Genomic DNA, 25890 nt, shown 5'->3' on the forward strand with positions numbered 1-25890 from the left:
CCGTGGCGACTGTGCTGTTCCTGCTGGATCTGCTCGGCACCTTCGTGTTCGCCCTGAGCGGCGCGACGGTGGCGGTGCGCAATCGCCTGGACCTGTTCGGCGTGCTGGTGCTGTCGTGTGCGGCGGCGGTCTCCGGTGGCATCGTGCGCGATGTGCTGATCGGCGCCACCCCGCCGGCCGCGCTGGTACAGCCGCAGTACCTGCTCACCGCCTGCCTGGCCGGCGTTGCCGGCTTCTACTGGCATGCGGCGGTGGAGCGCCTGCGCAACCCGGTGCAGATCTTCGATGCGGCGGGGCTGGCGTTGTTTGCGGTCTACGGCACCAGCAAGGCGCTGGATTACCACCTCAGCCCGCTCGGCGCGACCTTGCTGGGCATGCTCAGCGGGATCGGCGGCGGCATCGCGCGCGACCTGCTGGTCGCGCGCACGCCGGTCGTGTTGCAGGCCGAACTGTATGCAGTGGCCGCACTCGCCGGTGGCGGGCTGGTGGCGATCGGGCATGTGCTCGGCGTACCGCAGGCCTGGTCGCTGGCCAGCGGCGCCGGGGTGTGTTTCGGCCTGCGTTTCATGGCGATTCGCTATGGCTGGCATTTGCCGGTGGCGCGCCTGCCGGAGTAGCGATGCGACCGACACGCCTGTCGTGCACGTCGCGCACGGTGCCCCACATGCAAACGGCCCGGAAAACCGGGCCGTTTGTGCAGAAGGTATCGCGTGATCGAAAAATCAGGCGACGAACAGCGCCTTCATCTTCTTCAGCGCATTCGCCTCGATCTGGCGGATACGCTCGGCCGACACGCCGTACTCATCGGCCAGTTCCTGCAGCGTCACCTTGGACTCCGAATCCAGCCAGCGACGCTTGACGATGTCGCGCGAACGCGTGTCCAGGCCGGCCATGCCTTCGCGCAGCAATTGCAGCTGGTTGTCTTCGCTGTCATGCCGCTCGTACGCCTGCGAGGGATCTTCCTCGTTGGCCACCAGGTAGCTCACCGGCGACGGCGGGCCATGGTCGTCGTCCTCGTCCGAGGAGGCATCGAACCCGATATCGCGGCCGGACAGACGCGATTCCATTTCCATCACTTCACGCTCGGAGACGTTCAGGTCCTTGGCAACCGCGGTCACTTCCGACGCGTTGAGCCAGCCCAGGCGGGTCTTGGACTTGCGCAGGTTGAAGAACAGCTTGCGCTGCGCCTTGGTCGTGGCGACCTTGACGATGCGCCAGTTCTTCAGGATGAACTCGTGCATTTCCGCACGGATCCAATGCACCGCGAAGCTGACCAGGCGCACGCCCATGTCCGGGTCGAAGCGCTTGACCGCCTTCATCAGGCCGATATTGCCTTCCTGGATCAAATCGCCCAGCGGCAGGCCGTAGCCGTTGTAGCCGCGGGCCACATGCACCACGAAGCGCAGGTGGGAATGGACCAATTCACGCGCCGCGTCCAGGTCCGCCTCGTCGCGGAAACGGCGGGCCAGATTCTGCTCCTCATCGACCGACAGCACCGGGATCTGGTGCACGGCACCGATGTAGGCGTCCAGCGAACCGAGCGCACTGGGAATCGGGAGATTGTTTGCCACAAGGGCAGTCGAAGTAGTCTGGTTCATAGGCACCATCTTAGCAGTCGAACTATTGGACTGCCGGGTATAGAAAGAGTTCCCAGCGTTCCATTCATAGGACATTCGGGCTAGAGATCCTGACGGCGTCCTACCGTAGAGCTCCCCGATTTCCATCGCTACGCTACCACCGACACCTTGCGCAGACCGTGACAGAACTGCCGCCAATGGGCCTGGCGTCGGGGCTGTTCAGCCGGTGGCCGAGGTTGTGTCCAGGGCGTTGCGGGGCGGCAGTGACCAGTCGATCGGGCCCAGACCACGGCGCTGCAGATGCTCGTTGGTCCTGGAGAAATGCCTGCATCCCAGGAAACCGCGGTGCGCCGACAACGGCGAAGGGTGTGGGGCCTTGAACACGCGGTGCCGGGCCTGGTCGATGACCTTGCCCTTGGACTGTGCGTAACTGCCCCACAGCAGGAACACCAGTCCTTCGCGCTCGCGGTTGAGCGTTTCCACCACGTGGTCGGTGAAGCCTTCCCAGCCCTTGTTCTGGTGCGCGCCGGCCCGGCCCTGCTCCACCGTCAGCACCGCGTTGAGCAACAGCACGCCCTGGCGCGCCCACGGCATCAGATAGCCATGATCGGGACGCGCGATGCCCAGATCGTCCTGGATTTCCTTGTAAATATTGAGCAGCGACGGCGGCACCTGCACGCCCGGCAACACCGAAAAGCACAGCCCATGCGCCTGGCCCTCGCCGTGATACGGGTCCTGCCCGAGGATCACCACCTTGACCTGCTCGAACGGCGTGGCATCGAAGGCGGCAAAGATCTGCGGACCGGGCGGAAACACCCGCGCGCCGGCGGCCTTGCGCTGGCGCAGGAACGCAGACAACTCCTGCATCTGCGGGCGCAGCAACCAGTCACCCACCTTTGCCTTCCACGACGGTTCCAGCTGGATGCGTCCCTCCCCTTCGGTCATAGCATCACGGCCTGGTCTTCCAGGCGGGCCAGGCGCAGCTGGAACAGCACCTTGGTCACCAGCAGGCGCTCTTCGATGGGCTTTTGCACCAGATCGTTGGCACCGGCGCGCAGCAGCTCGGACTGGTTGCGCGGGTTCGTGTCGCCGGTCATCACCAGCACCGGCAGGCGGCGCTTGCCGTAGGCGAAGTCGATACGGATGCGTTCGACCACATCGCGCCCATTGAGCTCGCCTTTCAGGGTCACGTCGGTCAGCACCACGTCGATGCGGCGCTCGGTGCGGCCCAGCGATTCGGCGGTGAGCAGCGCGAATGCGTCCTCGGCGGTGAGCACGTGCACCACCTTCAGGCTCTGGCGCTCCAGCATGCGCTTGGTCGCCTCGGCCACCACGCGGCTGTCTTCGATGTACAGCACGGTGGCACCCACCACCGGCTCGGGCTGCACGTAGCCGCGGATGAAGGTGGCCAGGGCTTCGTGGCCCAGCGCCTTGTCGAAATAGTCGGTGACGTATTCGGTGAAGCGACGTTCGACCAGATGCTGTTGCGCATCGCCGGACACCACGATCACCGGCACATAGGCCTGGCCGGCGGCCTCGCGCACGCTGCGCGCCAGCGCCAGGCCGTCGCCGTCGGGCAGCGACAGCGAGGTGGTGACCAGATCCATGGCGCCGGCTTCCAGCGCGTCGCGCGCTTCGGCAATGCTGGCGCAGCCGACCACCTGCACATTGGGCAGGTCGCGCTTGAGCACGTCGGCAATGAGCTTGCGCACCAGCTTGGAACCATCGACCACCATCACGCGCGGCGCGTCGCTGATCAGGTGCTTGAGATCTGGTGGATGCATGGCAGGCCTCAGGTCTCGGTAGGACGGGTCTGGCGAAGGAAATGGCCGGTCACCAGCCAGGCACCCAACCAACCCAGGACCAGGGTACCGACCAGCACCATCGCAGAATGCAACAGATCCAGCCCGTGCAGGGTAAAGGAACTGCCGTAACTGTCGGCCAATGTCGCCAACGGCGCACGCAAGGCCAGGCCCGAGGCGGCGATCAGAGCGAGCGCGACAGCGCCGGCGCCCAGGCCGTACCACGCGCCCAGATACAAAAACGGGCGACGGATGAAGCCGTCGCTGGCGCCGAGCAACTGCAGCACACCGATTTCTTCGCGTCGCGACTGGATGTCCAGCCGCACGGTGTTGCCGACCACCAGCACCGCACCCATCCCGAGCAGGGCGGACAACACCTGGACCAGGCGCTCACCGAAGTGCAGCCAGCCATCCAGGCGCTTGCGCCACAGCGCATCGTGCTGCACCTGATCGGTTTGCGGCAGCGCCTGCAGCGCACTGGCCAGCTGCGCGTCGTCGGTCGCGTCGCCGGGAGTGACGATCAACAGGGTCGGTAGCGGGTTGTCGCCCAGCGCATCGGCAGCTTCATCGAGCTTGGCGCTCTCACGCAGCTCGGCCAAGCCCTGCTCCGGCGTGCGCAGGGTGACCTTGGCCACATCCGGGCGTGCACGCAGCTCGCCGGCCAGCGCCTGCGCCGCATCGGCGGCCACGTCGACCTTCAGGAACAGATTGATCTGGCGCGACTGCTGCACACTGCCGGCCAGCAGCTTGACGTTGTCCAGCGCGATCGACAGCCCCAGCGGCAGCGCCAGCGCCAAGGCCATCACCACGATGGTCAGCAACGTGGCCCACGGCTTGCGCATCGCGCGGCCCAGGCTGAAGGCGATGCTGTGCAGGTGGTGGTCGATCCACACCCCAACGCGCGAGGGCGCCACGGTTTCGGTATTGGCGAGCTTGCTCATTCGGCCAGATCCTGCGGCGAGATGTCGTCGACCAGGCGGCCGTGATCCAGGATCAGCACGCGCTTGCGCATCTGCTTGAGCAGCGCCAGATCGTGGCTGACCACCAGCACGCTGGTGCCGCGCGCCGGCAGTTCGGCGAACAGCTGCATGATCTCCGCGGCCAGGGCCGGGTCGAGGTTGCCGGTGGGTTCGTCGGCCACCAGCAAGCGCGGCTCGCCGACGATGGCGCGGGCGATGCCCACGCGCTGCTGTTCGCCAGCGGAGAGCTGCGACGGCAGCGCCTTTTCGCGATGGGCCAGGCCGATACGTTCCAGCGCCGAGCGCACGCGCTTGCCGATCTCGGCGCGGCGGGTGCCGCGCAGGATCAACGGCAATGCCACGTTCTCGGCAATGCTGCGGTCGTTTAGCAGACGGTGGTCCTGGTACACCGCACCCACCTGCCGGCGATGCAGCGGAATCTGCCGGCCGCGCACCTTGAGCAGGTTGCGTTCGCCCAGCAGCACCGCGCCCTGGCTGGGCCGCTCGCTGAGGTGGATCAATTTGAGCAACGTACTTTTGCCGGCGCCGGAATGGCCGGTCACGAACAGCATCTCGCCATCGGCCACTTCGAAGCTGACATCGGTCAGCGCCTGGTGGCCACCGGCGTAGTGCTTGCTGACGTTGTCGAAACGCAGAACGGTCATCCAGCGATTATGCCGGAGCGCCAGCGCTTGCGTCGCATCGCCGAACACCGGCGATGCGATTGCTTGGCCCGGACGTCAGTTGCCCGACACCAGCGAACGCAGGCGGCGCCCGATCCGGCTCAGCAACGACGGGCTGCCGGCCGGCTTGGCCGCGGCACGCACCGGCTTGGCGACCACCTGGGTGGGCTTGCGCGGCGCGGCGGGCGCCGGCACCGGCGTGGATGCCACCACCGGCTCGCCACCTTCGACCGGCCGGCCCTTGCGGCGACGCCGCCGCTTGCGCGGTGCACGCTCGCCATCGGCGTCGATGGACGGCGCAACGGTTACCGCGTCGGCAACCACTGGCGGAACCGATGCAGCCGCTGCAACCGGCGCCTCGCCCTCCACACGCGGCTTGCGGCGCGGACGCGGCTTGCCATCGGCGCTGCCGCCGTCGCGACGGCCGCCACCGCTACCACTGCGCGAACCGCCACCGCCCGGACCGTTGCGGCCGCCACCACGGCGGGCCTCGTCGGCGGCACGCTGCTCGCGCGCCTCGCGGAAGATCGTGCCCACGCTGTCGCCCGCGTCGTCGTCGACCTCCTCGCCTTCCACCGGCACGCGTGGTGCGCGCGGCAGCGGGGTCAGCAGTTCGGAGGTCACCGGCTCGACCGGGATCTTCTGCTCGATGTAGGCCTCGATGTCCGGCAGGCTCATCGCATAGCGTTCGCAGGCGAAACTGATTGCATCGCCCTCTTCGCCCAGCCGCGCGGTGCGGCCGATGCGGTGCACGTAATCTTCGGCGTCGAACGGCAGGTCGTAGTTATAGACGTACTTGACCCCGTCGATATGCAGACCGCGCGCGGCCACGTCGGTGGCCACCAGGATTTCGAGCTGGCCCTTCTGGAAGCGGTTGAGCAGCGATTCGCGCTTTTTCTGCGGCACATCGCCCGACAGCACGCCGACCCGGTAGCCATGGCGCTCCAGGGTGCGCGCCACGCGCTCCACGAACGCCTTGGTGTTGACGAACACCATGGTGCGCGCGCCTTCGCTGCGCGACAGCAAGCCCAACAGGAGCGTCTGCTTCTCTTCGTCGGACGGGAAATAGATGCGCTGGCGCACCCGCGCGGCGGTGATGCTTTCGGTTTCGACGACCAGCTTTTCCGGCTCGTTCATGTGCTCGTAGGCCAGCTCCAGCACCCGGTGGCTGAGCGTGGCCGAGAACAACAGCGTCTGCCGGGTACCGCGCTCGGGCATGCGCCGCAGCAGGAAGCGGATGTCCTTGATGAAGCCCAGGTCGAACATGCGGTCGGCTTCGTCCAGCACGCAGATCTCGCAGGCGTGCAGCGAGACTACCTTGTGCTGCTTGACGTAGTCGATCAGCCGGCCCGGGGTGGCGATGATCACGTCCACGCCCTGCTGCAGCAGTTCGCGCTGCTTGTCGTAATCCACCCCGCCATAGACCAGCGCAAAGCGCAGGCCCAGGTCGGCGCCGAACTTCACCGCATCCTTGTGGATCTGGATGGCCAGTTCGCGGGTGGGCGCCAGGATCAGCGCGCGCGGGTCTTCCGGCTTGCGGTCGGCCAGCGCCGGGCGGATCAGCAGGCGGTTCATCACCGCCACCAGGAACGCCAGGGTCTTGCCGGTGCCGGTCTGGGCCTGGCCGGCGACATCGCCGCCCGGCAGCGCGACCGGCAGGGTCAGCGCCTGGATCGGGGTACAACGGGTAAACCCGGCGCTCTCCAGCCCGGCGATCAGCGCCGGATGCAGGTCGAACGAGGAAAAAGTCAAATCGGTCAGCGGTTTGTCGCTCATTATTCCGTCTTCGTGAGGCGCCCTGGGCAGCCCGGGCGCGGCTTGCATCGATGCCGACAGCGTCGCAAACTGCGGCTCTTGTGGCGGACAGCGCGGCTTCAGGACTGACACTTGATTCAGTCGCGCAATGCCCCAGTTTAACGCAATGTGGCGGCCTGCCCGATCGGGTGGGCCGTTTGGTTTCCAGGAGACCCAACGTGAGCGACAAGGTTCAACATGTCGGCGATGCCGATTTCGAGACAGCCGTACTGCAATCGGGCGAACCGGTTCTGGTGGATTTCTGGGCCGAGTGGTGCGGCCCGTGCAAGATGATCGCCCCGGTGCTGGACGATCTGGCCGATACATACCAGGGCAGGCTCAAGGTTGCCAAGGTCAATGTGGACCAGAACCGCGCCCTGGCCATCAAGTATCACGTCCGTTCCATCCCGATGCTGCTGTTGTTCAAGGATGGTGAGGTCCAGGCCAGCCAGATCGGGGCGGTTGGCAAGGGTCAGCTGACCCAGATGATCGACAAGACCCTGGGCGGCGCGGCCGCCTGAGTTGGGCAGGCGTCCAGCAATGGGCGCCTGCGGTTCGCCAGCAGTTAAATCCTGCCATGGCAGACGCTTGCGCGGTCACGCACCGCGGTGATAGTGTCAGTTGGTCCGGCGCACGTTCGTGCGCCGCCGTACCCCTCTAGAAACTCTTCTAGACTCCCATCTACCAATAGTTCGCCCCCTAGCTGGGCGCTCGCACCTTAGCGAGGAATCACGCACTTGTCCGATCAACCTTCCTCCGATACCGGGAGCAGCGTCGACGCTCCCGTCGAGAAGCGCGTGCGCAAGCCGCGCGTGAGCAAGACCGCCGTCGCCCATGACGATGCCGGCACGCAGCAACCCAACCTGCCCTTGCCCGCCAGCCCCGCACCCGACGCGCCCCGCGCTCCCCAGGCACCGTCGCACGCTGCCGAATCGGCACCGGCGCAGACCTCCGGCGATGGCGCCGCTGCCAGCAGCAGCGCTCCGAGCGCCCATCAGGGCGGCGACAGCCAGGGCGAGTCCCGCGAGGGCGGCCAGTCGCAGCAGCAGCGCTTCCATCAGGCGCAGCAACAGCAGAACCAGAATCAGGCGCAGAGCCAAGGCCAGCAGAACCAGGGCCAGCAGCAGGGGCATGGCCAGAACGGTGGCCAGAACCAGCAGGGCCAGGGGCAGAACCAGCAGGGCAATCGCCGCGACCGCTTTCGCAACCGCCGCGACCGCGGGCCGCGCGACCGGTTTGGCAACGACGGCGGCATGGCCTCTTCCGATGGCAGCAACGAGCCGTTCGTGCCGCGTCCGCACCCGGCCGTGCCGGAGGGCTTCCCGGTCTATTCGCTGAGCGACCTCAAACGCATGCCGGCGCAGAAGCTGCTGGATATTGCCGACCAGCTCAACATCCAGGAAGGCGTGGCGCGTGCCCGCAAGCAGGACGTGATCTTCGCCCTGCTCAAGGTGCTGACCCGTCATGGCGAAGGCGTTGCCGCCGACGGCGTGCTGGAAATCCTGCCCGATGGCTTCGGTTTCCTGCGCGCGGCCGAAGCCAGCTACCTGGCCGGCCCGGACGATACCTATATCTCGCCCAGCCAGATCCGCCGTTTCAACCTGCGTACCGGCGATCACCTGTCCGGCCGCATCCGCTTCCCCAAGGACGGCGAGCGCTATTTCGCGCTGTCGATCGTGGACACCATCAATGGTGAGCCGCTGGAAGCCAGCAAGAACAAGGTGCTGTTCGAGAACCTGACCCCGCTGTTCCCGCGTCGCCGCTTCCGTCTGGAACGTGGCGACGGGTCCACCGAGGACATCACCGGCCGCATCCTGGATCTGATGGCCCCGCAGGGTAAGGGTCAGCGTGCGCTGATCGTCTCCCCGCCCAAGGCCGGCAAGACGATGATGATGCAGCAGGTGGCCACGGCCATCACCACCAATCATCCCGAAGTGCACATGATCGTGCTGCTGATCGACGAGCGCCCTGAAGAAGTGACCGAAATGCAGCGCACCGTGCGCGGCGAGGTCATCTCCTCCACGTTCGACGAGCCGGCTGCGCGCCATGTGCAGGTTGCCGAGATGGTGATCGAGCGGGCCAAGCGCCTGGTCGAGCACAAGAAGGATGTGGTGATCCTGCTCGACTCGATCACGCGCCTGGCGCGCGCCTACAACAACGTGGTGCCCAGCTCCGGCAAGGTGCTCACCGGTGGTGTGGACGCCAACGCCCTGCACCGCCCGAAGCGTTTCTTCGGTGCGGCGCGTAACGTGGAAGAAGGCGGCTCGCTGACCATCATCGCCACGGCGCTGGTGGAAACCGGCAGCAAGATGGACGAGGTGATCTACGAAGAGTTCAAGGGCACCGGCAACAGCGAAGTGCATCTGAACCGTCGCATCACCGAAAAGCGCGTGTATCCGGCGATCGACATCAACCGCTCGGGCACGCGTCGCGAAGACCTGCTGATCGAGCCGGAGCTGCTGCAGAAGATCTGGATCCTGCGCAAGCTGCTGCACCCGATGGACGAAATCGCGGCAATGGAATTCCTGCTGGACAAGATGAAGACCACCAAGTCCAACGACGAGTTCTTCAGTTCGATGAAGCGCTGATCGCGGTCTGCGTCATCGAAACGAAAACCCCCGCGCTGCGGGGGTTTTTTGTATCGATCGTACGAGGCGGGCAATCATGGTCATTTCATTGATCGCGTCGCTGATAGGCGAGCCATATCGCCGCGTGGATGCAGGTTGCAAATCGAGCCTCACAACGAGCTGCCCCGGCCGCCGCTGCATCGCATGGCAATTGCGCTGTGCGCTGTTTCTCTTCCCACTACGCCAGCCGCCGCGATTCCGCATACGGCGGTGTGTCCGGGTAATCGTCTTCGCGCAGGCGCGCCTGTAGATCGCGCCACCATTGTGGGTCGAACAGTTCCGGGTGGATGTGCTTGACCGCTTGCAGCTGCGAGGCGGGCAGGCCCATGAACAGGGCGAAGCGCTCGGGAAACACATCGCGCGGGCCGACATGGAACCACGGTTCGGCCGCCATCTGCTCTTCGTAGGTGGTGGGCGTGGGCCAGTCGCGGAAGCTGCATTCGGTGATCAGGCACAGCTCGTCGTAGTCGTAGAACACCGCGCGCTGGTGGCGGGTGATGCCGAAGTTCTTCAGCAGCATGTCGCCGGGAAAGATGTTGTTGCGCGCCATGTCCTTGATCGCCTGGCCGTAGTCCAGCGCTGCGGCATGCGCGGCCTCGGGCAGTTGTTCGCGCAGGTAGAGATTGAGCGGGCGCAGGCGCCGTTGCACGTAGCACAGCGCGATCAGTACATCGTCGCCATCTTCGCTCAGGCTCGTTGCACAGCTGGTCTGCAGCTCTTGCAGCAGTGCCGGCGAGAAGCGCGATTTGGGAAAGCGCAGGTAGCGGTACGGCTGCGCGTCGAGCAGGCGGCCGATGCGATCGAGTTGGAAGACCAACTCGTATTTGCCCTCTACCTGCGCCCGACTCATGGTCTTGGGATAGGCGAAGCGGTCGCGGATGAGCTTGAACACCAGCGGATAACTGGGCAGCGTGAATACCACCATGACCATGCCCGGCGTGCCATCGGCATGCACCAGCTGCTCGGACGCCTGCGCCTGGAAATGGCTGAAAAACGTGCGATAGCGTTCGGTCTTGCCCTGCTTGGCGCGGCCCAGCATGGTGTACAACTCGTCCACCGGCTTGTGGGTCAACAGGCTGCGCAGGAACACCACCGCATCGCCGACCGTCGACAGGTCGGCCTGAAAATAACTGCGCGAATTACTGAACAGTTGGGCGACATCGCTGCGCTTGGTCAATACCGCTTCGGCACGCAAGCCAGCGTCGTCGTTGACCAATGCGATCACGCACGGCGAGAAGCGATGCTCGCCGAACACGCGGCCAACCAGATAGGCGCGGCGCTCGCGGTAGAACACCGTCTCCAGCAACTCCACGCTGCGCACCGGGTGCTCGCCCCAGTGCGCCAGATCGTCGAGCAGGCGCACGGCAATGGCCGCCGCGCACCGCGTTCGGTGCGCGTACGGCACGGCGAACGCGTAGTCGCCCAGCACCCGCACCAGCATGTCGGTCAGCCGGCCGGGCGAGACCGCATAGGTGTGACGCGCCACCGGCACGGTGATGGCATCGGTGGGCTCGATATCCAGCGCAATGAATTCGATATCGGCATCCACGCCGTGGGTGCCGAAATAGCGCCGGGTCAGGGTGTTGTAGAACGTCTTGTACAGTTCCTGATCGATCAACCCGTCCAGCAGCGCAGCGTAGTGATTGCGCGCACGCATCCACAGCGCGCGATCGTGCGCCTGCCCCAGCAGCACTGCACGCAGGCGCAGCATGCACTCGGTGATGTACTGGTCGTAGAGCGCAATGCGCGCCACCGCGTCCTCGCGCGCACCGCTCCAGTCGCGCGTTTCGAAACGCTGACGGGCACGCGCGGTGATCTCGGAAAAGCAGGCGTGATAATCCTCGAAGGCTTCATAGACGGCGTGGGCGATTGCCAGCGCGCGGCGTTCGGACTGCGGCGGTAACGGTGGCTGGCTCATGGCGGCAGTGTCCTGGAGCGCTTGCGAGGGGGCGTGACGGGCGGCGTAGCCAGCGACGCGGTGGCGGCCTGCTGTGCGTGAGCGACATGTTCGCGTGCCTGCACCTGCAGCCACGCGCGGAACGCGAGAAAGCCGGCATGCGCAGCCGAGCGTGGCGGATACACCAGATAGTGCGACCAGCCGGTCTTGAGCCGTTGCGTGGACAACGCCACCAGCTGGCCGGACGCCAGCAGCAGGCGTGCGCGCGTGACCCGCCCCAATGCGACACCGACACCATCCAGCGCGGCGCGGTGATGCGCCTCGGATTCGTCGAGCACCGCGACATACCGCCGTGGCGCCTGCCCGCCGAACGCCGCAAACCAGCGCAGCCAGGCGTCGTCCGGGTCGCCCAGCAATGGCCAGTGCTGCAGCGGCGGTGCGTCTGCGCCACCCATGCGCGCGATCAGGGCCGGGCTTGCCATCGGGACCAGCCATTCGTCGAACAGCGGCTCGGCGATGACGCCCGGCCATTGCCCGGCGCCAATGCGCATGGCGCCATCGACCTGCTGCTGGCGCTCGAAATCCACCAGCCGCTCGCTGGAGAACAGATTGATCTCGATGGTGGGGTGGTCGGCCAGAAAACCGCCCAGGCGCGGCACCAGCCAGGTGGATGCCATCGATGGGGTGATGCTCAGGGTCAGCGTATCCTCGCGGCGCGGACCAAACGGCTGAAAGGCCTCGGCGATCGCGTCCAGATGCGGTGCGATGCGCTCCAGCAATTGCTGACCTTGCGGCGTGGCGGTCACGCCACGCGCATGCCGCTGCAACAGTGGATAGCCCAGGCGTTGTTCGAGCGCACGCATCTGGTGGCTGAGCGCACTGACGGTGAGATGCATCGCGGCAGCGGCGCGCGACAGGTTGCCCAGGCGCACTGCGCTGACGAAACCTTGCAAGGCGTGAAGCGGCGGACGCGACATGGGCAGACCCTTGAATTGAATTCAAAACGACCTTGCAAAAGCCTCGCTTTTGCGGCCCCTAGCCTGCGCCTACTGTGGATTCCACTCAAGTGAAGGCAGGATCCATGCGCATCTTTACCGACTTGCTGTTCCAGCACGGATGCATTACCGACGTGGACCTCGCGCAGCGGCTGGCCGAGCCAGACGCTGTGGCGGACCCGGAAGCGCCGCAGGCCCCGGAGGCATCTCCCGCGCCCGACGCGGAACACATCGACGCGGCGCAACGCGCCCGGCGCGAGCAACGCATGGCGCGCCGCACGCGCCGCCTGCTGCGCGCCATCACGGCGCTGTCGCCCTTTCGTTGAAACGACAAGGCCCGCCTCTGGAGGAGGCGGGCCCCTGGGTGTCGCTACAGTTCACGCACCGACAGGCGGTGCCGCCGATCAGGCCTTCAACGTTGCCAGGATGTCGTTGAAGGTCTTGCTCGGGCGCATCGCCTCGCTGACCTTGGCCAGGTCAGGGTGGTAGTAGCCACCGATCTCCACCGGCTTGCCTTGCGCACCATTGAGCTCGGCCACGATGGTGGCTTCGTTCCCGGTCAGCGCCTTGGCCAGCGGTGCGAACTTGGCCTGCAACGCGGTGTCTTCGGTCTGCGCGGCCAGGGCCTGCGCCCAGTACATCGCCAGATAGAAATGGCTACCGCGGTTGTCGAGCTCGCCGACCTTGCGCGCCGGCGACTTGTTGTTGTCCAGGAACTGGCCATTGGCCACGTCCAGCGCCTTGGCCAGCACCGTGGCCGACGGGTTGTCGTAGCGGTTGCCCAGGTGTTCGAGCGAAGCGGCCAGCGCCAGGAATTCACCCAGCGAGTCCCAGCGCAGGCAGTTTTCTTCGACGAACTGCTGCACGTGCTTGGGCGCCGAGCCACCGGCACCGGTCTCGAACAGGCCGCCACCGGCCATCAGCGGCACGATGGAGAGCATCTTGGCGCTGGTGCCCAGTTCCATGATCGGGAACAGGTCGGTGAGGTAGTCGCGCAGCACGTTGCCGGTGACCGAGATGGTGTCCTGGCCCTTGCGGATTCGCTCCAGCGAGAACGTGGTCGCTTCCACCGGCGGCAGGATACGGATGTCCAGGCCACTGGTGTCGTGATCCTTCAGGTATTTCTCGACCTTGGCGATGACCTGCGCATCGTGTGCGCGGGCCTTGTCCAGCCAGAACACGGCCGGGGTTTCGCTCAGGCGTGCACGCTCGACGGCAAGCTTGACCCAGTCCTGGATCGGCGCGTCCTTGACCTGGCACATGCGCCACAGATCGCCGGCTTCCACAGCGTGTTCGAACACCGTCTTGCCGTTGCCGTCGGTGACCTTGACGGTGCCGGCGCCAGGCATCTGGAAGGTCTTGTCGTGCGAGCCGTATTCTTCGGCCTTCTGCGCCATCAGGCCCACATTCGGCACCGAACCCATGGTGGCCGGGTCGAACGCACCATGCGCCTTGCAGTCGTCGATCACCGCCTGGTACACGCCGGCATAGCAGCGGTCCGGAATCACCGCCTTGGTGTCCTGCAGCTTGCCTTGCGCATTCCACATCTGACCGGAGTCGCGAATCATCGCCGGCATCGACGCATCGACGATCACGTCGCTGGGCACATGCAGGCTGGTGATGCCCTTGTCGGAGTTGACCATCGCCAGGCCCGGGCGCTGCGCGTATTCGGCCTGGATATCGGCCTTGATTTCGGCTTGCTTGGCTTCCGGGAGCGATGTGATACGTGCGTACAGATCGCCGATGCCGTTGTTGGGATCGAAACCGACCGACTTGAGCGCATCGGCATGCTTGCTCAGCGTGTCCTTGTAGAACTCACCGACCACCACGCCGAACAGCACCGGGTCGGACACCTTCATCATGGTGGCCTTGAGGTGCACCGAAAACAGCACGCCCTTCGATTTCGCATCGGCGATCTGCGCGTCGATGAAGCTGGCCAGCGCGCGCTTGCTCAGCACGGCAGCATCCACGATCTCGCCCGCCTTCACCGCCACCTTGTCTTTCAACACGGTGCTGTTGCCATCGGCAGCGACGAACTCGATCTTCAGCGTGCCGGCGTCGGCCAACGTGGCCGACTGCTCGCTACCGAAGAAATCACCGGCCTCCATGTGCGCGACATGCGACTTGGACTCGCTGCTCCACTTGCCCATGCGGTGCGGATGCTTGCGTGCGTAGTTCTTGACCGACAGCGGCGCACGGCGGTCGGAATTGCCTTCGCGCAGCACCGGGTTCACCGCACTGCCCTTGACCTTGTCGTAGCGCGCCTTGATGTCCTTTTCGGCGGCGTCCTTGGGCTCGTCCGGATAGGCAGGAAGCGCATAACCCTGCCCCTGCAATTCCTTGATGGCCGCCTTGAGCTGCGGCACCGAGGCGCTGATGTTGGGCAGCTTGATGATGTTGGCTTCCGGCGTGGTGGCCAGCTCGCCCAGTTCGGCCAGGTCGTCGGCGATCTTCTGCGTATCGTTCAGCTGCTCGGGAAACAACGCCAGGATGCGCCCTGCCAGCGAGATGTCGCGCGTTTCGACCACGATGCCGGCGGTATCGGTATAGGCATCGATGATCGGCAGCAGCGACTGCGTGGCCAGGAACGGAGCTTCGTCGGTGAGCGTGTAGAGGATCTTGGGTGTCTTGGACATGGGCGCGAATGACCTTGGGGAAAGGAAGCAGCCAGCCGCAGTCCTACAGGACACGTGGCAGGCAGAATCGGGGGCCGCACCGGGATCGCCCCGATGCGTCGGGTCGCAGATTGTCGCGTGTCTGCCGTGTTCTGGCAAAAGTCCGTCGTACCCATCGCCTACGGGTTCTCGGCATGCGTCGATTTTCGGCACACTAATGGTATGACGACCCCATTTTCTGCCGCCGCCCTCGACCAGACCTTTCTGCTGGGCATCACCACGCCCGCCTATTACGCACGCGGCCTGGCCTACGCCGATCGGGAGCGGGTGACGCTGGAAACGGTGGAATCCAGTCGCGTCAGCGCGCAGGTCATCGGCAGCGAGGAGTACGCCGTGGAGCTGGCCTGGCGCGATGGTGCGTTGCATGGACAATGCGACTGCCCCATCGGTCAGTGCGGGGATTTCTGCAAGCACCAGGTTGCAGTTGCAATCATCTGGGCTCGCACCACCGCCCCCGCTCCTGCTCCTGCTTCCAAACGTGGCAAGCGCGGTGCGGCCGCTGCCCCGGCCAGCGACTCGCCGGAGCAGGTGCTACGGCAATGGTTGTCGACACAGCCACAACAGGCCTTGCAGGCGCTACTGCTGGAGCTTGCCGACAACGACACCCAGCTACGCAAGCGTCTATCGAGCCAGGCGCAACTGGCGATGGCACCACTGCAGGACTGGCGCAAAGCGATCTCCACCCTGCTCGGCCGTAAGCGGTTCATGGACTGGAGTGCCACCATCGCCTACAGCAAGCAACTCGCGGCATTGCCATCGCTGCTGGAACAAGCCCGGCAGCGCGATCCGGTGGCGGCGCTGGACCTGCACGAATATGCGTTCACGCGCCTGCTGGCGATCTACGAAGACGTCGACGACTCACGCGGCGATCTGGGTGTACGCCTGCGTGCCCTTGGCCACGCGCATCTGCAGGCTGCACAGGCCGCTGGCACGGACACGCTGTGCGAGCGCCTGCTCGCATTGCGGATGCTCGATCAATGGGACCTGCTGCGGCCGTTGTCGGACTACGCTCCGCTCCTGAGTCCTGCCGACATTGGCCGGTTGCAACATGCGGCGCTGAAGGTCCTGCAGCAGGAGGGCAGCAGCCACACCCAGCGTCTGTTGGCCGAGGCACTGCTCGAAGACACCGCGCGCTGCGGCGGCAGCGTGGATGCCATGCTGGAGGCGTTCGCGCGCACCTGCAGCAGCGGCTGGGACCATCTGGAGATGGCGCGACGCTGCAGCGAACACGGGCGCGAGCGCCAGGCCCTGGATTGGCTGGAGCGCGGCGTCAAGGTCGATCCGGAGGAAACGCGTCTGCTGGCTGCGCTGGCACACGCCTATCTGCGCGACGGTTTCCCCGAAGATGCCCTGCAGTTGCGCTGGAAGATCTACCTGCTCAGCCCTTCAGAAAAAAGCTATCTGGCCTTGCGCGAGGTCGCACTGCTGCTGGGTCCATGGGAGCCCTGGCGCGATCGCGCTTTGCAGGCGCTGGACACAAAATCAGTGCCGCGCTACGTCCACGTCAATGACACCCGCGTCTGCCTGCTGCTGGCCGAAGGCCAGAACCAGCGCGCGCTGGAACTGGCAGCTGACCAGACACGCAAGCTCTCATTGGGTACCTGGGAGCGCTTGCTGCCAGTTGCCGAGACGTGCGACCCGGCCATCGCGCTGCGGATTTGCCACACCTTGATCGACACGTACATTGCGCGCACCGATCGCCAGGGCTACACGGCGGCGATGGCGCTGCTACCCACGCTGCAGCGCCTTTACCAGCGGCAGGGCAAGCAGGGCCACGCCGCCTTCGACGCCGAGCTCGTCCGCCTGCGCCAGCAATACCGCGCCAAACGCACCTTCATCGAATTACTGCACAAGCGGTTTCCGGCATCCTAGGCGGTGCACGGCAGCGAGATTGGACAGCCGCACTCTGCGACTAGATGCGGCGCGGATCGGCAGAAGCCACGCTGATGCACAGCGGCTGCGCGATGCAGACGCTCCGCCGCAGGGGCAGACAGCATCGGCCTGCTCTCACCAAGGCCCCAAACGGAGCAACGCCATGGAATTCTTTGCGCATTCGACCAAGCGGCAGGATCGCAGCGATTGGCAGCGGCTGGCCGATCACTTGCTCGCCGTCGGCGAGCGCGCCGCCAGGAATGCCGCGCCGTTTGGAGGCCAACGTCTGGCCAGTCTGGCCGGGCAGCTGCACGACCTTGGCAAGTACACGCAGCAGTTTCAGCATCGGCTGGACGGTGACCCAGCCCGCGTGGATCACGCGACCTGGGGCGCAAAAATCGCCTGCGAGCGCTATGGCACCGCCGGCACCCTGCTCGCTTACGGCATCGCGGGCCATCACGCCGGCCTGGCCGATGGACGACCAGGACACGTAACGCAGTCGCGCCCTTCGCTGCACGAGCGCCTGTCGCAGGACTACCAAGAACGGGAACTGCCACCACTGCTGTCGGACTGGGAACGGGAGTTGTCACCGCCGGCCAAGCTGGCGTTGCCGGAAGGATTTACTGGACATCCGCGTCAGGAGCGTCGCCCGTTCCAGCTCACGGTCCTGACGCGGATGATTTTCTCCTGCCTGGTCGATGCCGACTTCACCGATACCGACGATTTCTATCGCCGCCTGGAAGGGCGGCAGTCGCGTGCAGAGGAAACCGGCACACGTCCGGCCCTGCCAGAGCTGCGGCAACGCCTGAATGCGCACTTGGCCTCGTTGCCCATCGAGGGCGGCATCAATCCCTTGCGCGCGCAGATCCTGCGCGAAGTCCGTGCTAAGGCCGGTATGCGTCCTGGTCTGTTCTCGCTCACCGTACCCACCGGCGGCGGCAAGACGCTGGCCTCACTGGCATTCGCCCTGGACCACGCCATCGCACATGGGCTGCGCCGGGTGATCTACGTGATTCCGTTCACCAGCATCGTCGAACAGACCGTGCAGGTGTTCCGGCAGGCATTGGGCGTACAGGAGCGCGACGACGTCGTACTGGAGCACCACAGCGCCTTCTTTGACTATCCGACCAAGGCGCTGCAGTCCATCGACAAGCGCAAGTTGGCCATGGAGAACTGGGACGCACCGATCGTTGTCACCACCGCAGTGCAGTTCTTCGAGAGCCTGTTCGCCGATCGTCCTTCCCGCTGCCGCAAGCTGCACAACATCGCCGGCAGCGTGGTGGTTCTGGACGAAGCACAGACCCTGCCGCACGCATTGCTGCGCCCGTGCGTGGTGCTGCTGGACGAACTGGCGCGTAACTACCGGGTCAGCCCGGTGTTGTGCACTGCCACGCAACCCACGCTGCGCCTAGACCAGGGCTTCGCCGGGGGCCTGGAACATGTGCAAGAACTGGTGGACGACCCACCGGCACTGTATGCACAGCTACGACGCGTCCAGGCGCGCCACGTCGGCACGCTTGACGACGCTGCGCTGACCGACCAACTCCGGCAACGCAAGCAGGTGCTGTGCATCGTCAACAACCGCCGTCACGCCCGGCACCTGTTCGATGCGATCGCCGACCGACCAGGTGCGCGGCACTTGACCACGCTGATGCACGCGCGCCACCGCAGCGCGGTGCTGGCCGAACTGCGCGAAGACCTGAAAGCAGGCCGGCCATGCCGGCTGGTCGCCACGAGCTTGATTGAAGCGGGGGTGGACGTGGACTTCCCCGCGGTGCTGCGCGCCGAAGCCGGCCTGGACTCCATCGCTCAGGCCGCCGGCCGCTGCAACCGCGAAGGCCGGCGGCCGACAGATGCCAGCGAGGTGTTGGTGTTCGCGCCGGCCAATCCCGACTGGGCACCGCCGAAGGAACTGGAGCTGTTCGCACAAGTCTTCCGCAGCGTCGAACGCAGCCACCGCGACGATCTGCTGGCGATGGACGCGATTGCCAGCTACTTCGCGGAACTGTATCGCCGCCTGGGCGATGGTCGGCTCGACCGCGAGGACGTGCTCGGCCTGCTGCGCGAGGCGGGCATCGACAGTCTGCCGCTGGACACGCTGGCGCGGAAATTCAAAATGATCCAGACCACCATGCGGCCGCTGATCGTACCGTATGCCCCCTATGCCGCAGGCAGCGACAAAGAAGTGCCCGAGGTGGCCGACACCCTGCGCCAGCTCGAACACGCAGAACAAGTGGGCGTAGCCGGTGCGGCCCGTCGTCTGCAACCGTGGCTGGTACAGGTCCCCGAGCAGGCCTACAAGGCGCTGTGGCAGGCCCATGCCATCGCCCCGGTCGCACCGGAGCGCTATGGCGAACAATTCGTGCGGCTGGTCAATCCACGGCTGTACGACCCGCGGTTCGGGCTGCACTGGGACAACCCGCAGTTCATAGCAGCCGAGGCGCTGATCCATTGAGCCAGGTGGCTCTCACTCAAATCTCAGCATTTGAGATATCAATTGGGTAAGTTGAATGGCGTAACGCCAGCGAGGGGAACAAGGATGAGTTACGGAGTCAGGCTCCACGTCTGGGGCGAACGAGCGCTATTCACGCGCCCGGAAATGAAGGTAGAGCGGGTCTCATACGACATCATCACGCCATCGGCGGCGCGCGGCATCCTGGAAGCAATCCATTGGAAGCCGGCGATCCGCTGGGTGGTGGACAGCATCCAGGTGCTCAAGCCGATTCGCTTTGAGTCGATCCGCCGCAACGAAGTGGGCGGCAAGCTTTCTGCAGCCAGCGTGAGCAAGGCGATCAAGGCCGGACGCACCGATACGCTGGTGAGTTATGTCCAAGAGGACCGCCAACAACGCGCCGCCACGCTCCTGCGCGAAGTGGGTTACGTGATCGCTGCACATTTCGAGTTGACCGACAAGGCCGGCGCTGACGACAGCGTTGGCAAGCATCTTGACATCTTCAACCGCCGTGCGCGGCGCGGACAGTGCTTCCAGGCGCCGTGCCTGGGCACGCGTGAATTCCCGGCCAGCTTCGCGCTGATCGAGAACGACGCGGCGGTGCCGGCTACCGATGCAATGCTGGCTGGCGAGCGCGACCTGGGCTGGATGCTGCACGACATCGACTTCGCCGACGGCATGACCCCGCGCTTCTTTCGCGCGCGGATGGTCGATGGCCGGGTCGAGGTGCCTGCGCTGCAAAACGGTAAGGTGCGCGCATGATCCTGACCGCGCTCGCCGACTACTACCAACGGCTGCTGGACGATCCGGCATCGGGCATCGCCGCACCCGGCTACAGCCAGGAGAAGATCGGCTACACCATCGTGCTGGACGGCGATGGCCGCGTCGTGGCTGTGGAGGACGAACATGACTACGACGGCAAGAAGCGGACTCCCAAGGCGCTTTCGGTGCCAACCTCATCCAAGCGTCCCGGGATCGGAACCAAATCGTTCTTCCTCTGGGACAAGACAAGCTACACGCTCGGCGTCAGCGCCAGCAGCAAACGCAGCGAGCAGGAACATGCGGCGTTCCAGGTCCTGCACCAGCAAGCGCTGGCCGGCAGCGACGATCCCGGCCTGCGCGCACTGCTGGCCTTTCTCGAGAGCTGGTCGCCCGCGCAATTTGCCGAGCACCCGCACTTCGCCCGGCACGGCGAGGCACTGTTGGATGCCAATGTCGTGTTCCGCCTGGATGGCGACACCAGCTATCTGCACCAGCGCGCCGCTGCGCGTGCGGCATGGGAGCGACTGCAAGGCCAGGGTACGGAAGGCGCATTCGGCATCTGCCTGGTCAGTGGCGAACGTGCGCCACTGGCGCGGCTGCACCCCGCCATCAAGGGTGTCAATGGAGCACAGAGTTCCGGCGCATCGATTGCGTCGTTCAATCTCGAGGCCTTCACCTCCTATGGTAAACGCCAGGGCGAGAACGCGCCAATCTCCGAACAGGCCACCTTCGCCTACACCACTGCACTCAACCACCTGCTGCGGCGTGACCCGCGCAATCGGCAGCGGCTGCAGATCGGCGACAGCACGGTGGTGTTCTGGGCGCAGGCCAGGACTATCGCGCAGGCCGCCGGCGCCGAGGACCTGATCGCCGATTTCCTGCGTGGCGGCGACGCCGACGGCCCCGGGATCGCCGACGGCCAGGCCACCCAGCGCCTGCAACTGGCACTGGAGCAGGTGCGGCAGGCGCGGCCACTGCGTGAGATGGATGCCACGCTGGACGACGACGCCCGCATCTTCGTGCTGGGCCTGGCGCCCAACGCCGCGCGCCTGTCGATCCGCTTCTGGGAAACGCAGACACTGGCCGGCTTTGCCGCACGTCTGGCTGCCCACTACCACGACCTCAAGCTCGAACCACCCGCCTGGAAGCGTCCGCCCACACCGGCATTCCTCGCCCTGCAGACCGCGCCGGTCTACGGCGAGCACGGCAAGCCCAAGGTCGAGGACGTCTCGCCGCTGCTGGCCGGCGAACTCACCCGCGCCATCCTCGCCGGCACCCGCTACCCGCGCAGCCTGCTCGGCGGCATCGTCATGCGCTTCCGCGCCGACGGGCAGATCAATCCGCTGCGCGTGGCCTTGTGCCGGGCCGTCCTGGCACGCGAGGCGCGTCTGGATACGCAACAAGGACTGTCACCCACCAAGGGAGAACCACCCGTGAGTCTCGATACCGCCAATACCGACCCCGGCTACCTGCTGGGCAGGCTGTTCTCGTCGCTGGAAAACCTGCAACGCGCCGCATTGGGCGGCCAGGTCAACGCCACCATCCGCGACCGCTACTACGGTGCCGCCTCTGCAACACCGGCCAGCATCTTCCCGGTGCTGCTGCGTAGTGCCCAGAACCACTTCGGCAAGCTGCGCAAGGACAAGGCCGGCCTGGCGGTGAATCTGGAAAAGGAGATCGGCCAGATCATCGACGCGCTTCCCGCCAGCTTCCCGCGCAGCCTGCCGATTCAGGAACAAGGCTGCTTCGCTATCGGCTATTACCACCAGACCAACGCGCGCTTCGCCCGCGGCAACGGCCAGGACGCCCCCGACATCACTTCCGAAGGAGAATCCACATGAGCGCCATTACCCACCGCTATGAGTTCGTCTATCTGTTCGACGTGACCAACGGCAACCCCAACGGCGACCCCGACGCCGGCAACCTGCCGCGACTGGACCCGGAAACCAACCGCGGCCTTGTCACCGATGTGGCGCTCAAGCGCAAGATCCGCAACTACGTGGCGCTGGAGAAAGAGAACGCGCCGGGTTACACGATCTACATGCAAGAGAAGTCGGTGCTGAACAACCAGCACAAGCAGGCCTACACCGCGCTCGGCATCGAACATGAAGCCAAGAAGCTGCCCAAGGACGGCGACAAAGCGCGCGAATTGACCGCCTGGATGTGCCAGAACTTCTTCGACGTGCGCACCTTCGGCGCGGTGATGACCACCGAGGTCAATACCGGCCAGGTCCGTGGCCCGGTGCAACTGGCCTTCGCCACCTCGATCGAACCGGTGTTGCCGCTGGAAGTGTCAATCACCCGCGTGGCGGTGACCAACGAGAAAGACCTGGAGAAGGAGCGCACCATGGGCCGCAAGCACATCCTGCCCTACGGCCTGTATCGCGCGCATGGCTTTGTGTCGGCCAAGCTGGCAGAGCGCACCGGTTTCTCGGAGGAGGATCTGCAACTGCTGTGGCGCGCGTTGACCAATCTGTTCGAGCACGACCGCTCCGCCGCACGCGGCGAGATGGCGGCACGCAAACTGATCGTCTTCGAGCACGAACACCCGATGGGCAACGCACCGGCACATATGCTCTTCGACAAGGTCAAGGTCGAGCGTATTGGCCATGTGAATCAGGGACCGGCACGCAGCTTTTCCGATTACCGGGTGGTGATCGACCGCGCACTTCCTGCAGGCGTCAGCGTGACCGAACTGTTCTGACGATCAGGAGAGCGAGACCATGGACGACGACGCCCTGATCCCGCTCTCTGCCCTGCAGCACTACCTTTACTGCCCACGCCAATGCGCGCTGATCCATGTGGAACGGCAATGGGCAGAGAACCGGCAAACCGCCGAAGGCCGGCTGCTGCACGAGCGCGCCGATGTGGCACACACGCAGCGCAGGCGTGGCGTGCGCACCGTCACCGCGATGCCGCTGCTGGCGCTGGAACTGGGCATCACCGGCAAGGCCGATGTGGTCGAATTCCATCACGATCCCGCAGGGGAATTCGCGTTCCCCGTGGAGTACAAACGGGGCCGGCCCAAGTCGCACCGGGCCGACGAGGTACAGCTGTGTGCCCAGGCCCTGTGCCTGGAAAGCATGCTCAAACGCCCAGTAGACGCCGGCGCGCTGTTCTACGGGCAGACCCGCCGGCGCAAGGATGTCGTCTTCGATCAAACGCTGCGCGAGCTCACGCAGCGCACCATCGCCGAAACCCGTGCATTGCTGTCTCACGGCATGACGCCCAGTGCGTGCTACGACAGCAAACGCTGCGATGCCTGCTCATTGATCGACCTGTGTCAGCCGCGCCTGCTCGGTCGCGGCAGCGTGGACACCTGGCTGCGTCGACAACTCGATACTGAAGAGGACTGACGATGCGCCGCCAACTCAATACCCTGTATGTCACCACCGACGGCGCGTGGTTGCGCAAGGACGGCGCCAATGTCGTCATGGAGGTGGAGCGGCAAGAACGCACTCGATTACCGGTTCACATGCTGGAGAGCATCATCTGCATCGGACGTGTCGCGGTCTCGCCTCAGTTGCTCGGCTTCTGCGCCGAGCAAGGCATCAGCATCTGTTATCTGACCCCGCAGGGGCGCTTTCTCGCGCGTGTGGAAGGCCCGGTGTCCGGCAATGTGCTGCTGCGCCGTGAACAGTACCGATGCAGCGACGATCCCGTGCGTTGCGCCGCGATTGTGCGTCACCTGCTAGCAGGAAAAATCCACAACCAGCGCGCTGTGCTGGCGCGCGGCTGGCGCGACCACGGCGACCGCCTCACCGGTGTCCCCGCCTTTCAACATGCACTCAAGCGGCTCAAGCGCATTCCACAACGCCTGCTCATCGAAACCAGTGTTGACGTGCTGCGCGGCCTGGAAGGCGAGGCAGCGCAGTCGTATTTCGGCGTCTTCGGTCAACTGGTACGCACCGAGGCCCCGCTGCTGCGCTTTGGCGGACGCAATCGCCGCCCGCCGCGCGACGCCTTCAATGCCTTGCTGTCGTTTCTCTACACCTTGCTGACCCACGATTGCCGCTCGGCCCTGGAAACGGTTGGTCTGGACCCGGCAGTCGGCTTCCTGCATCGCGACCGACCGGGACGGCCAAGCCTGGCCCTGGACCTGGCAGAGGAATTCAGGCCGTTGCTTGGCGAGCGCCTGGCACTGTCGCTGATCAACCGCCGACAATTGAACGAGCGCGACTTCCAGGTCTTCGACAACGGCGCGGTTCTTCTCAAGGACGATGCGCGCAAGACAGTGCTGATCGCCTACCAGGAGCGCAAACGCGAACAGCTCCAACATGCCTTCCTGGGCGAAAAGGTCGACATCGGCCTACTGCCCTTCGTGCAGGCGCAGCTGATGGCACGGCACCTGCGTGGCGATCTGGATGGCTACCCCTCCTTCTTCTGGAAATGACACGGCTCAAGTCCCATGATGATTCTGGTCAGCTACGACGTCAGCACCAGCTCTCCCGGGGGCGAGAAACGCCTGCGCAAAGTCGCCAAAGCCTGCCGTGACCGTGGCCAGCGCGTGCAGTTCTCGGTCTTCGAAATTGAAGTCGAACCTGCCCAATGGACTGAATTACGGCAGCAACTCTGCGACCTGATCGACCCGGCCCTAGACAGCCTGCGGTTCTATCACCTTGGCGCGAAATGGGAGGCCCGCGTGGAGCACGTCGGCGCCAAGCCCAGCCTGGACCTCAAAGGTCCACTGATTTTTTGACGCGAACCCCAAGCGTCCCATAAAAACCGGGCAGGTTCGCAGCTTCGTCAAGCAACTGATTTTCAAGACAAAAATAAAAACATAGCAGATTCAAAGGTCCACATGACCACTTCTCGACCGCTTTATCGGCGAGTCCGCGCAACTGCCCGTGTTTTAGCAACGATGGCAAGCCCTTATCCTAAGGGGGGTCGCGCCCTCACGGGCGCGTGGATTGAAACTTCTTCGCGTCCGTGATGTCCTTGGGGTTCGGCTGGTCGCGCCCTCACGGGCGCGTGGATTGAAACAATGCCGTAGCCCTGGACGACTAGAGCGGTCAGGTCGCGCCCTCACGGGCGCGTGGATTGAAACAATTCCAACCTGGTCAACTCGCCAATGACCAGGGGTCGCGCCCTCACGGGCGCGTGGATTGAAACCTTATAGCGATGTCAATAGGAGTTCCTAACTTTTGTCGCGCCCTCACGGGCGCGTGGATTGAAACCAGGCCTGGCGAGTCCAGCGATTTGATGAACCCGTGTCGCGCCCTCACGGGCGCGTGGATTGAAACTCTCCACTCGTACCACGCCCGGTTGTATTGGCCGGTCGCGCCCTCACGGGCGCGTGGATTGAAACGTGATCTCGAAGTCGTATTTCATCGCATACGACAGTCGCGCCCTCACGGGCGCGTGGATTGAAACCCCGCTTCGTTGTTGCCGTTCTGGGCTGATGTACGTCGCGCCCTCACGGGCGCGTGGATTGAAACAGCACCGACCGAACGCCGGCCATGAACCGCTCCAGTCGCGCCCTCACGGGCGCGTGGATTGAAACTTCGTCCTCACGCCGCCACCGCCTTGACCTTGTGTCGCGCCCTCACGGGCGCGTGGATTGAAACGCGGTCCAGTTGCCCGTAGCTCGCATAGCTGCTGGTCGCGCCCTCACGGGCGCGTGGATTGAAACAGCTTGAGTGCCTATGAACAGATGCTGCGGGTTGGTCGCGCCCTCACGGGCGCGTGGATTGAAACAGGCGCACCAGGCCAGCCTCCCGGTCGATCTGGAAGTCGCGCCCTCACGGGCGCGTGGATTGAAACCTGTTGAGATTTGCCCGTAAGGCGCGGATCCC

The 25890-nt window shown here is 65.1% G+C and carries 21 protein-coding genes and 1 CRISPR repeat array (1 of these 22 only partly in view); of the genes, 12 read left to right on the forward strand and 9 right to left on the reverse strand.

From position 1 onward, the window contains the following. Nucleotides 1-2: 2 nt before the first annotated feature. Nucleotides 3-617 carry a trimeric intracellular cation channel family protein gene (locus tag HG421_RS16245; RefSeq protein WP_169707264.1) on the forward strand — a complete coding sequence of 205 codons (615 nt, stop codon included), beginning with the start codon at nt 3-5 and terminating at the stop codon, nt 615-617. 105 nt (nt 618-722) lie between these two features. On the opposite strand, the gene rpoH is transcribed toward HG421_RS16245, so the two are convergent. The 6 genes from rpoH to rhlB all read right to left on the reverse strand — a co-directional run bounded on the left by rpoH (nt 723) and on the right by rhlB (nt 6797). Continuing rightward, nucleotides 723-1598 (reverse strand): RNA polymerase sigma factor RpoH, encoded by an 876-nt coding sequence (gene rpoH / locus HG421_RS16250; RefSeq protein ID WP_169707265.1) that lies wholly within the window; start codon nt 1596-1598, stop codon nt 723-725. Between the two features lie 198 nt (nt 1599-1796). Next, nucleotides 1797-2522, reverse strand: coding sequence for a uracil-DNA glycosylase (gene ung / locus HG421_RS16255; protein ID WP_169707266.1), 726 nt, complete (start codon nt 2520-2522; stop codon nt 1797-1799). Next, the gene (locus HG421_RS16260) at nt 2519-3361 is read right to left on the reverse strand and encodes a response regulator (RefSeq protein ID WP_169707267.1); all 843 of its coding nucleotides are present in this window, start codon (nt 3359-3361) and stop codon (nt 2519-2521) included. The genes ung and HG421_RS16260 overlap by 4 nt, the downstream gene beginning before the upstream one ends. 8 nt (nt 3362-3369) lie before the next feature. Then, complete coding sequence (ftsX, locus tag HG421_RS16265) at nt 3370-4320, reverse strand: permease-like cell division protein FtsX (RefSeq protein WP_169707268.1); 951 nt, start codon at nt 4318-4320, stop codon at nt 3370-3372. Beyond that, nucleotides 4317-5003, reverse strand: a complete 687-nt coding sequence (gene ftsE, locus HG421_RS16270) for a cell division ATP-binding protein FtsE (protein ID WP_003484499.1) — start codon at nt 5001-5003, stop codon at nt 4317-4319. The genes ftsX and ftsE overlap by 4 nt, the downstream gene beginning before the upstream one ends. A gap of 75 nt (nt 5004-5078) precedes the next feature. Next, the gene (rhlB, locus tag HG421_RS16275) at nt 5079-6797 is read right to left on the reverse strand and encodes an ATP-dependent RNA helicase RhlB (RefSeq protein ID WP_169707269.1); all 1719 of its coding nucleotides are present in this window, start codon (nt 6795-6797) and stop codon (nt 5079-5081) included. Nucleotides 6798-6994: 197 nt separating this feature from the next. Between rhlB and trxA the strand changes: the two genes are divergently transcribed. Next, nucleotides 6995-7336, forward strand: coding sequence for a thioredoxin TrxA (trxA, locus tag HG421_RS16280; protein ID WP_039405310.1), 342 nt, complete (start codon nt 6995-6997; stop codon nt 7334-7336). A 216-nt stretch (nt 7337-7552) separates the two neighbouring features. After that, the gene (gene rho / locus HG421_RS16285) at nt 7553-9403 is read left to right on the forward strand and encodes a transcription termination factor Rho (protein ID WP_169707270.1); all 1851 of its coding nucleotides are present in this window, start codon (nt 7553-7555) and stop codon (nt 9401-9403) included. Between the two features lie 217 nt (nt 9404-9620). Here the strand turns inward: rho and aceK are convergent, their stop codons facing one another. Continuing rightward, nucleotides 9621-11360: a bifunctional isocitrate dehydrogenase kinase/phosphatase gene (gene aceK, locus HG421_RS16290; RefSeq protein ID WP_169707271.1), complete on the reverse strand. Its 1740-nt coding sequence runs from the start codon at nt 11358-11360 to the stop codon at nt 9621-9623. Next, a complete protein-coding gene (locus HG421_RS16295) occupies nt 11357-12316 on the reverse strand; it encodes a LysR substrate-binding domain-containing protein (RefSeq protein WP_169707272.1) in 960 nt (319 codons plus the stop codon). The genes aceK and HG421_RS16295 overlap by 4 nt, the downstream gene beginning before the upstream one ends. 104 nt (nt 12317-12420) lie before the next feature. Between HG421_RS16295 and HG421_RS16300 the strand changes: the two genes are divergently transcribed. Continuing rightward, on the forward strand, nt 12421-12660 hold the full coding sequence (locus HG421_RS16300) for a hypothetical protein (protein ID WP_169707273.1): 240 nt from the start codon (nt 12421-12423) through the stop codon (nt 12658-12660). Between the two features lie 78 nt (nt 12661-12738). On the opposite strand, the gene HG421_RS16305 is transcribed toward HG421_RS16300, so the two are convergent. Then, nucleotides 12739-14970, reverse strand: a complete 2232-nt coding sequence (locus HG421_RS16305; protein WP_169707274.1) for an NADP-dependent isocitrate dehydrogenase — start codon at nt 14968-14970, stop codon at nt 12739-12741. A 201-nt stretch (nt 14971-15171) separates the two neighbouring features. On the opposite strand from HG421_RS16305, the gene HG421_RS16310 reads away from it, so the two are divergent. The 8 genes from HG421_RS16310 (at nt 15172) to cas2 (ending at nt 24794) form a co-directional block, all read left to right on the forward strand. After that, entirely contained in the window at nt 15172-16881 is a 1710-nt protein-coding gene (locus tag HG421_RS16310) for an SWIM zinc finger family protein (protein ID WP_169707275.1), read from the forward strand. A gap of 163 nt (nt 16882-17044) precedes the next feature. After that, nucleotides 17045-19336, forward strand: coding sequence for a CRISPR-associated helicase Cas3' (gene cas3 / locus HG421_RS16315; protein WP_169707276.1), 2292 nt, complete (start codon nt 17045-17047; stop codon nt 19334-19336). Between the two features lie 84 nt (nt 19337-19420). After that, the gene (cas5c, locus tag HG421_RS16320) at nt 19421-20095 is read left to right on the forward strand and encodes a type I-C CRISPR-associated protein Cas5c (RefSeq protein ID WP_169707277.1); all 675 of its coding nucleotides are present in this window, start codon (nt 19421-19423) and stop codon (nt 20093-20095) included. Beyond that, complete coding sequence (gene cas8c, locus HG421_RS16325) at nt 20092-21936, forward strand: type I-C CRISPR-associated protein Cas8c/Csd1 (protein ID WP_169707278.1); 1845 nt, start codon at nt 20092-20094, stop codon at nt 21934-21936. The genes cas5c and cas8c overlap by 4 nt, the downstream gene beginning before the upstream one ends. Then, nucleotides 21933-22799, forward strand: coding sequence for a type I-C CRISPR-associated protein Cas7/Csd2 (gene cas7c, locus HG421_RS16330; RefSeq protein WP_169707279.1), 867 nt, complete (start codon nt 21933-21935; stop codon nt 22797-22799). Before cas8c ends, cas7c begins: the two co-directional genes overlap by 4 nt. Nucleotides 22800-22818: 19 nt before the next feature. Continuing rightward, complete coding sequence (cas4, locus tag HG421_RS16335; protein WP_169707280.1) at nt 22819-23451, forward strand: CRISPR-associated protein Cas4; 633 nt, start codon at nt 22819-22821, stop codon at nt 23449-23451. A gap of 2 nt (nt 23452-23453) precedes the next feature. Further along, nucleotides 23454-24488 carry a type I-C CRISPR-associated endonuclease Cas1c gene (gene cas1c, locus HG421_RS16340; protein WP_169707281.1) on the forward strand — a complete coding sequence of 345 codons (1035 nt, stop codon included), beginning with the start codon at nt 23454-23456 and terminating at the stop codon, nt 24486-24488. Nucleotides 24489-24503: 15 nt separating this feature from the next. Then, nucleotides 24504-24794, forward strand: coding sequence for a CRISPR-associated endonuclease Cas2 (cas2, locus tag HG421_RS16345; RefSeq protein WP_065468751.1), 291 nt, complete (start codon nt 24504-24506; stop codon nt 24792-24794). 187 nt (nt 24795-24981) lie between these two features. Beyond that, nucleotides 24982-25890: a CRISPR direct-repeat array (repeat unit 31 nt; unit sequence GTCGCGCCCTCACGGGCGCGTGGATTGAAAC); it runs 2523 nt beyond the window's last position.

Source organism: Xanthomonas campestris pv. badrii (assembly GCF_012848175.1).
GTDB classification, from domain to species: Bacteria; Pseudomonadota; Gammaproteobacteria; order Xanthomonadales; family Xanthomonadaceae; genus Xanthomonas; species Xanthomonas campestris_C.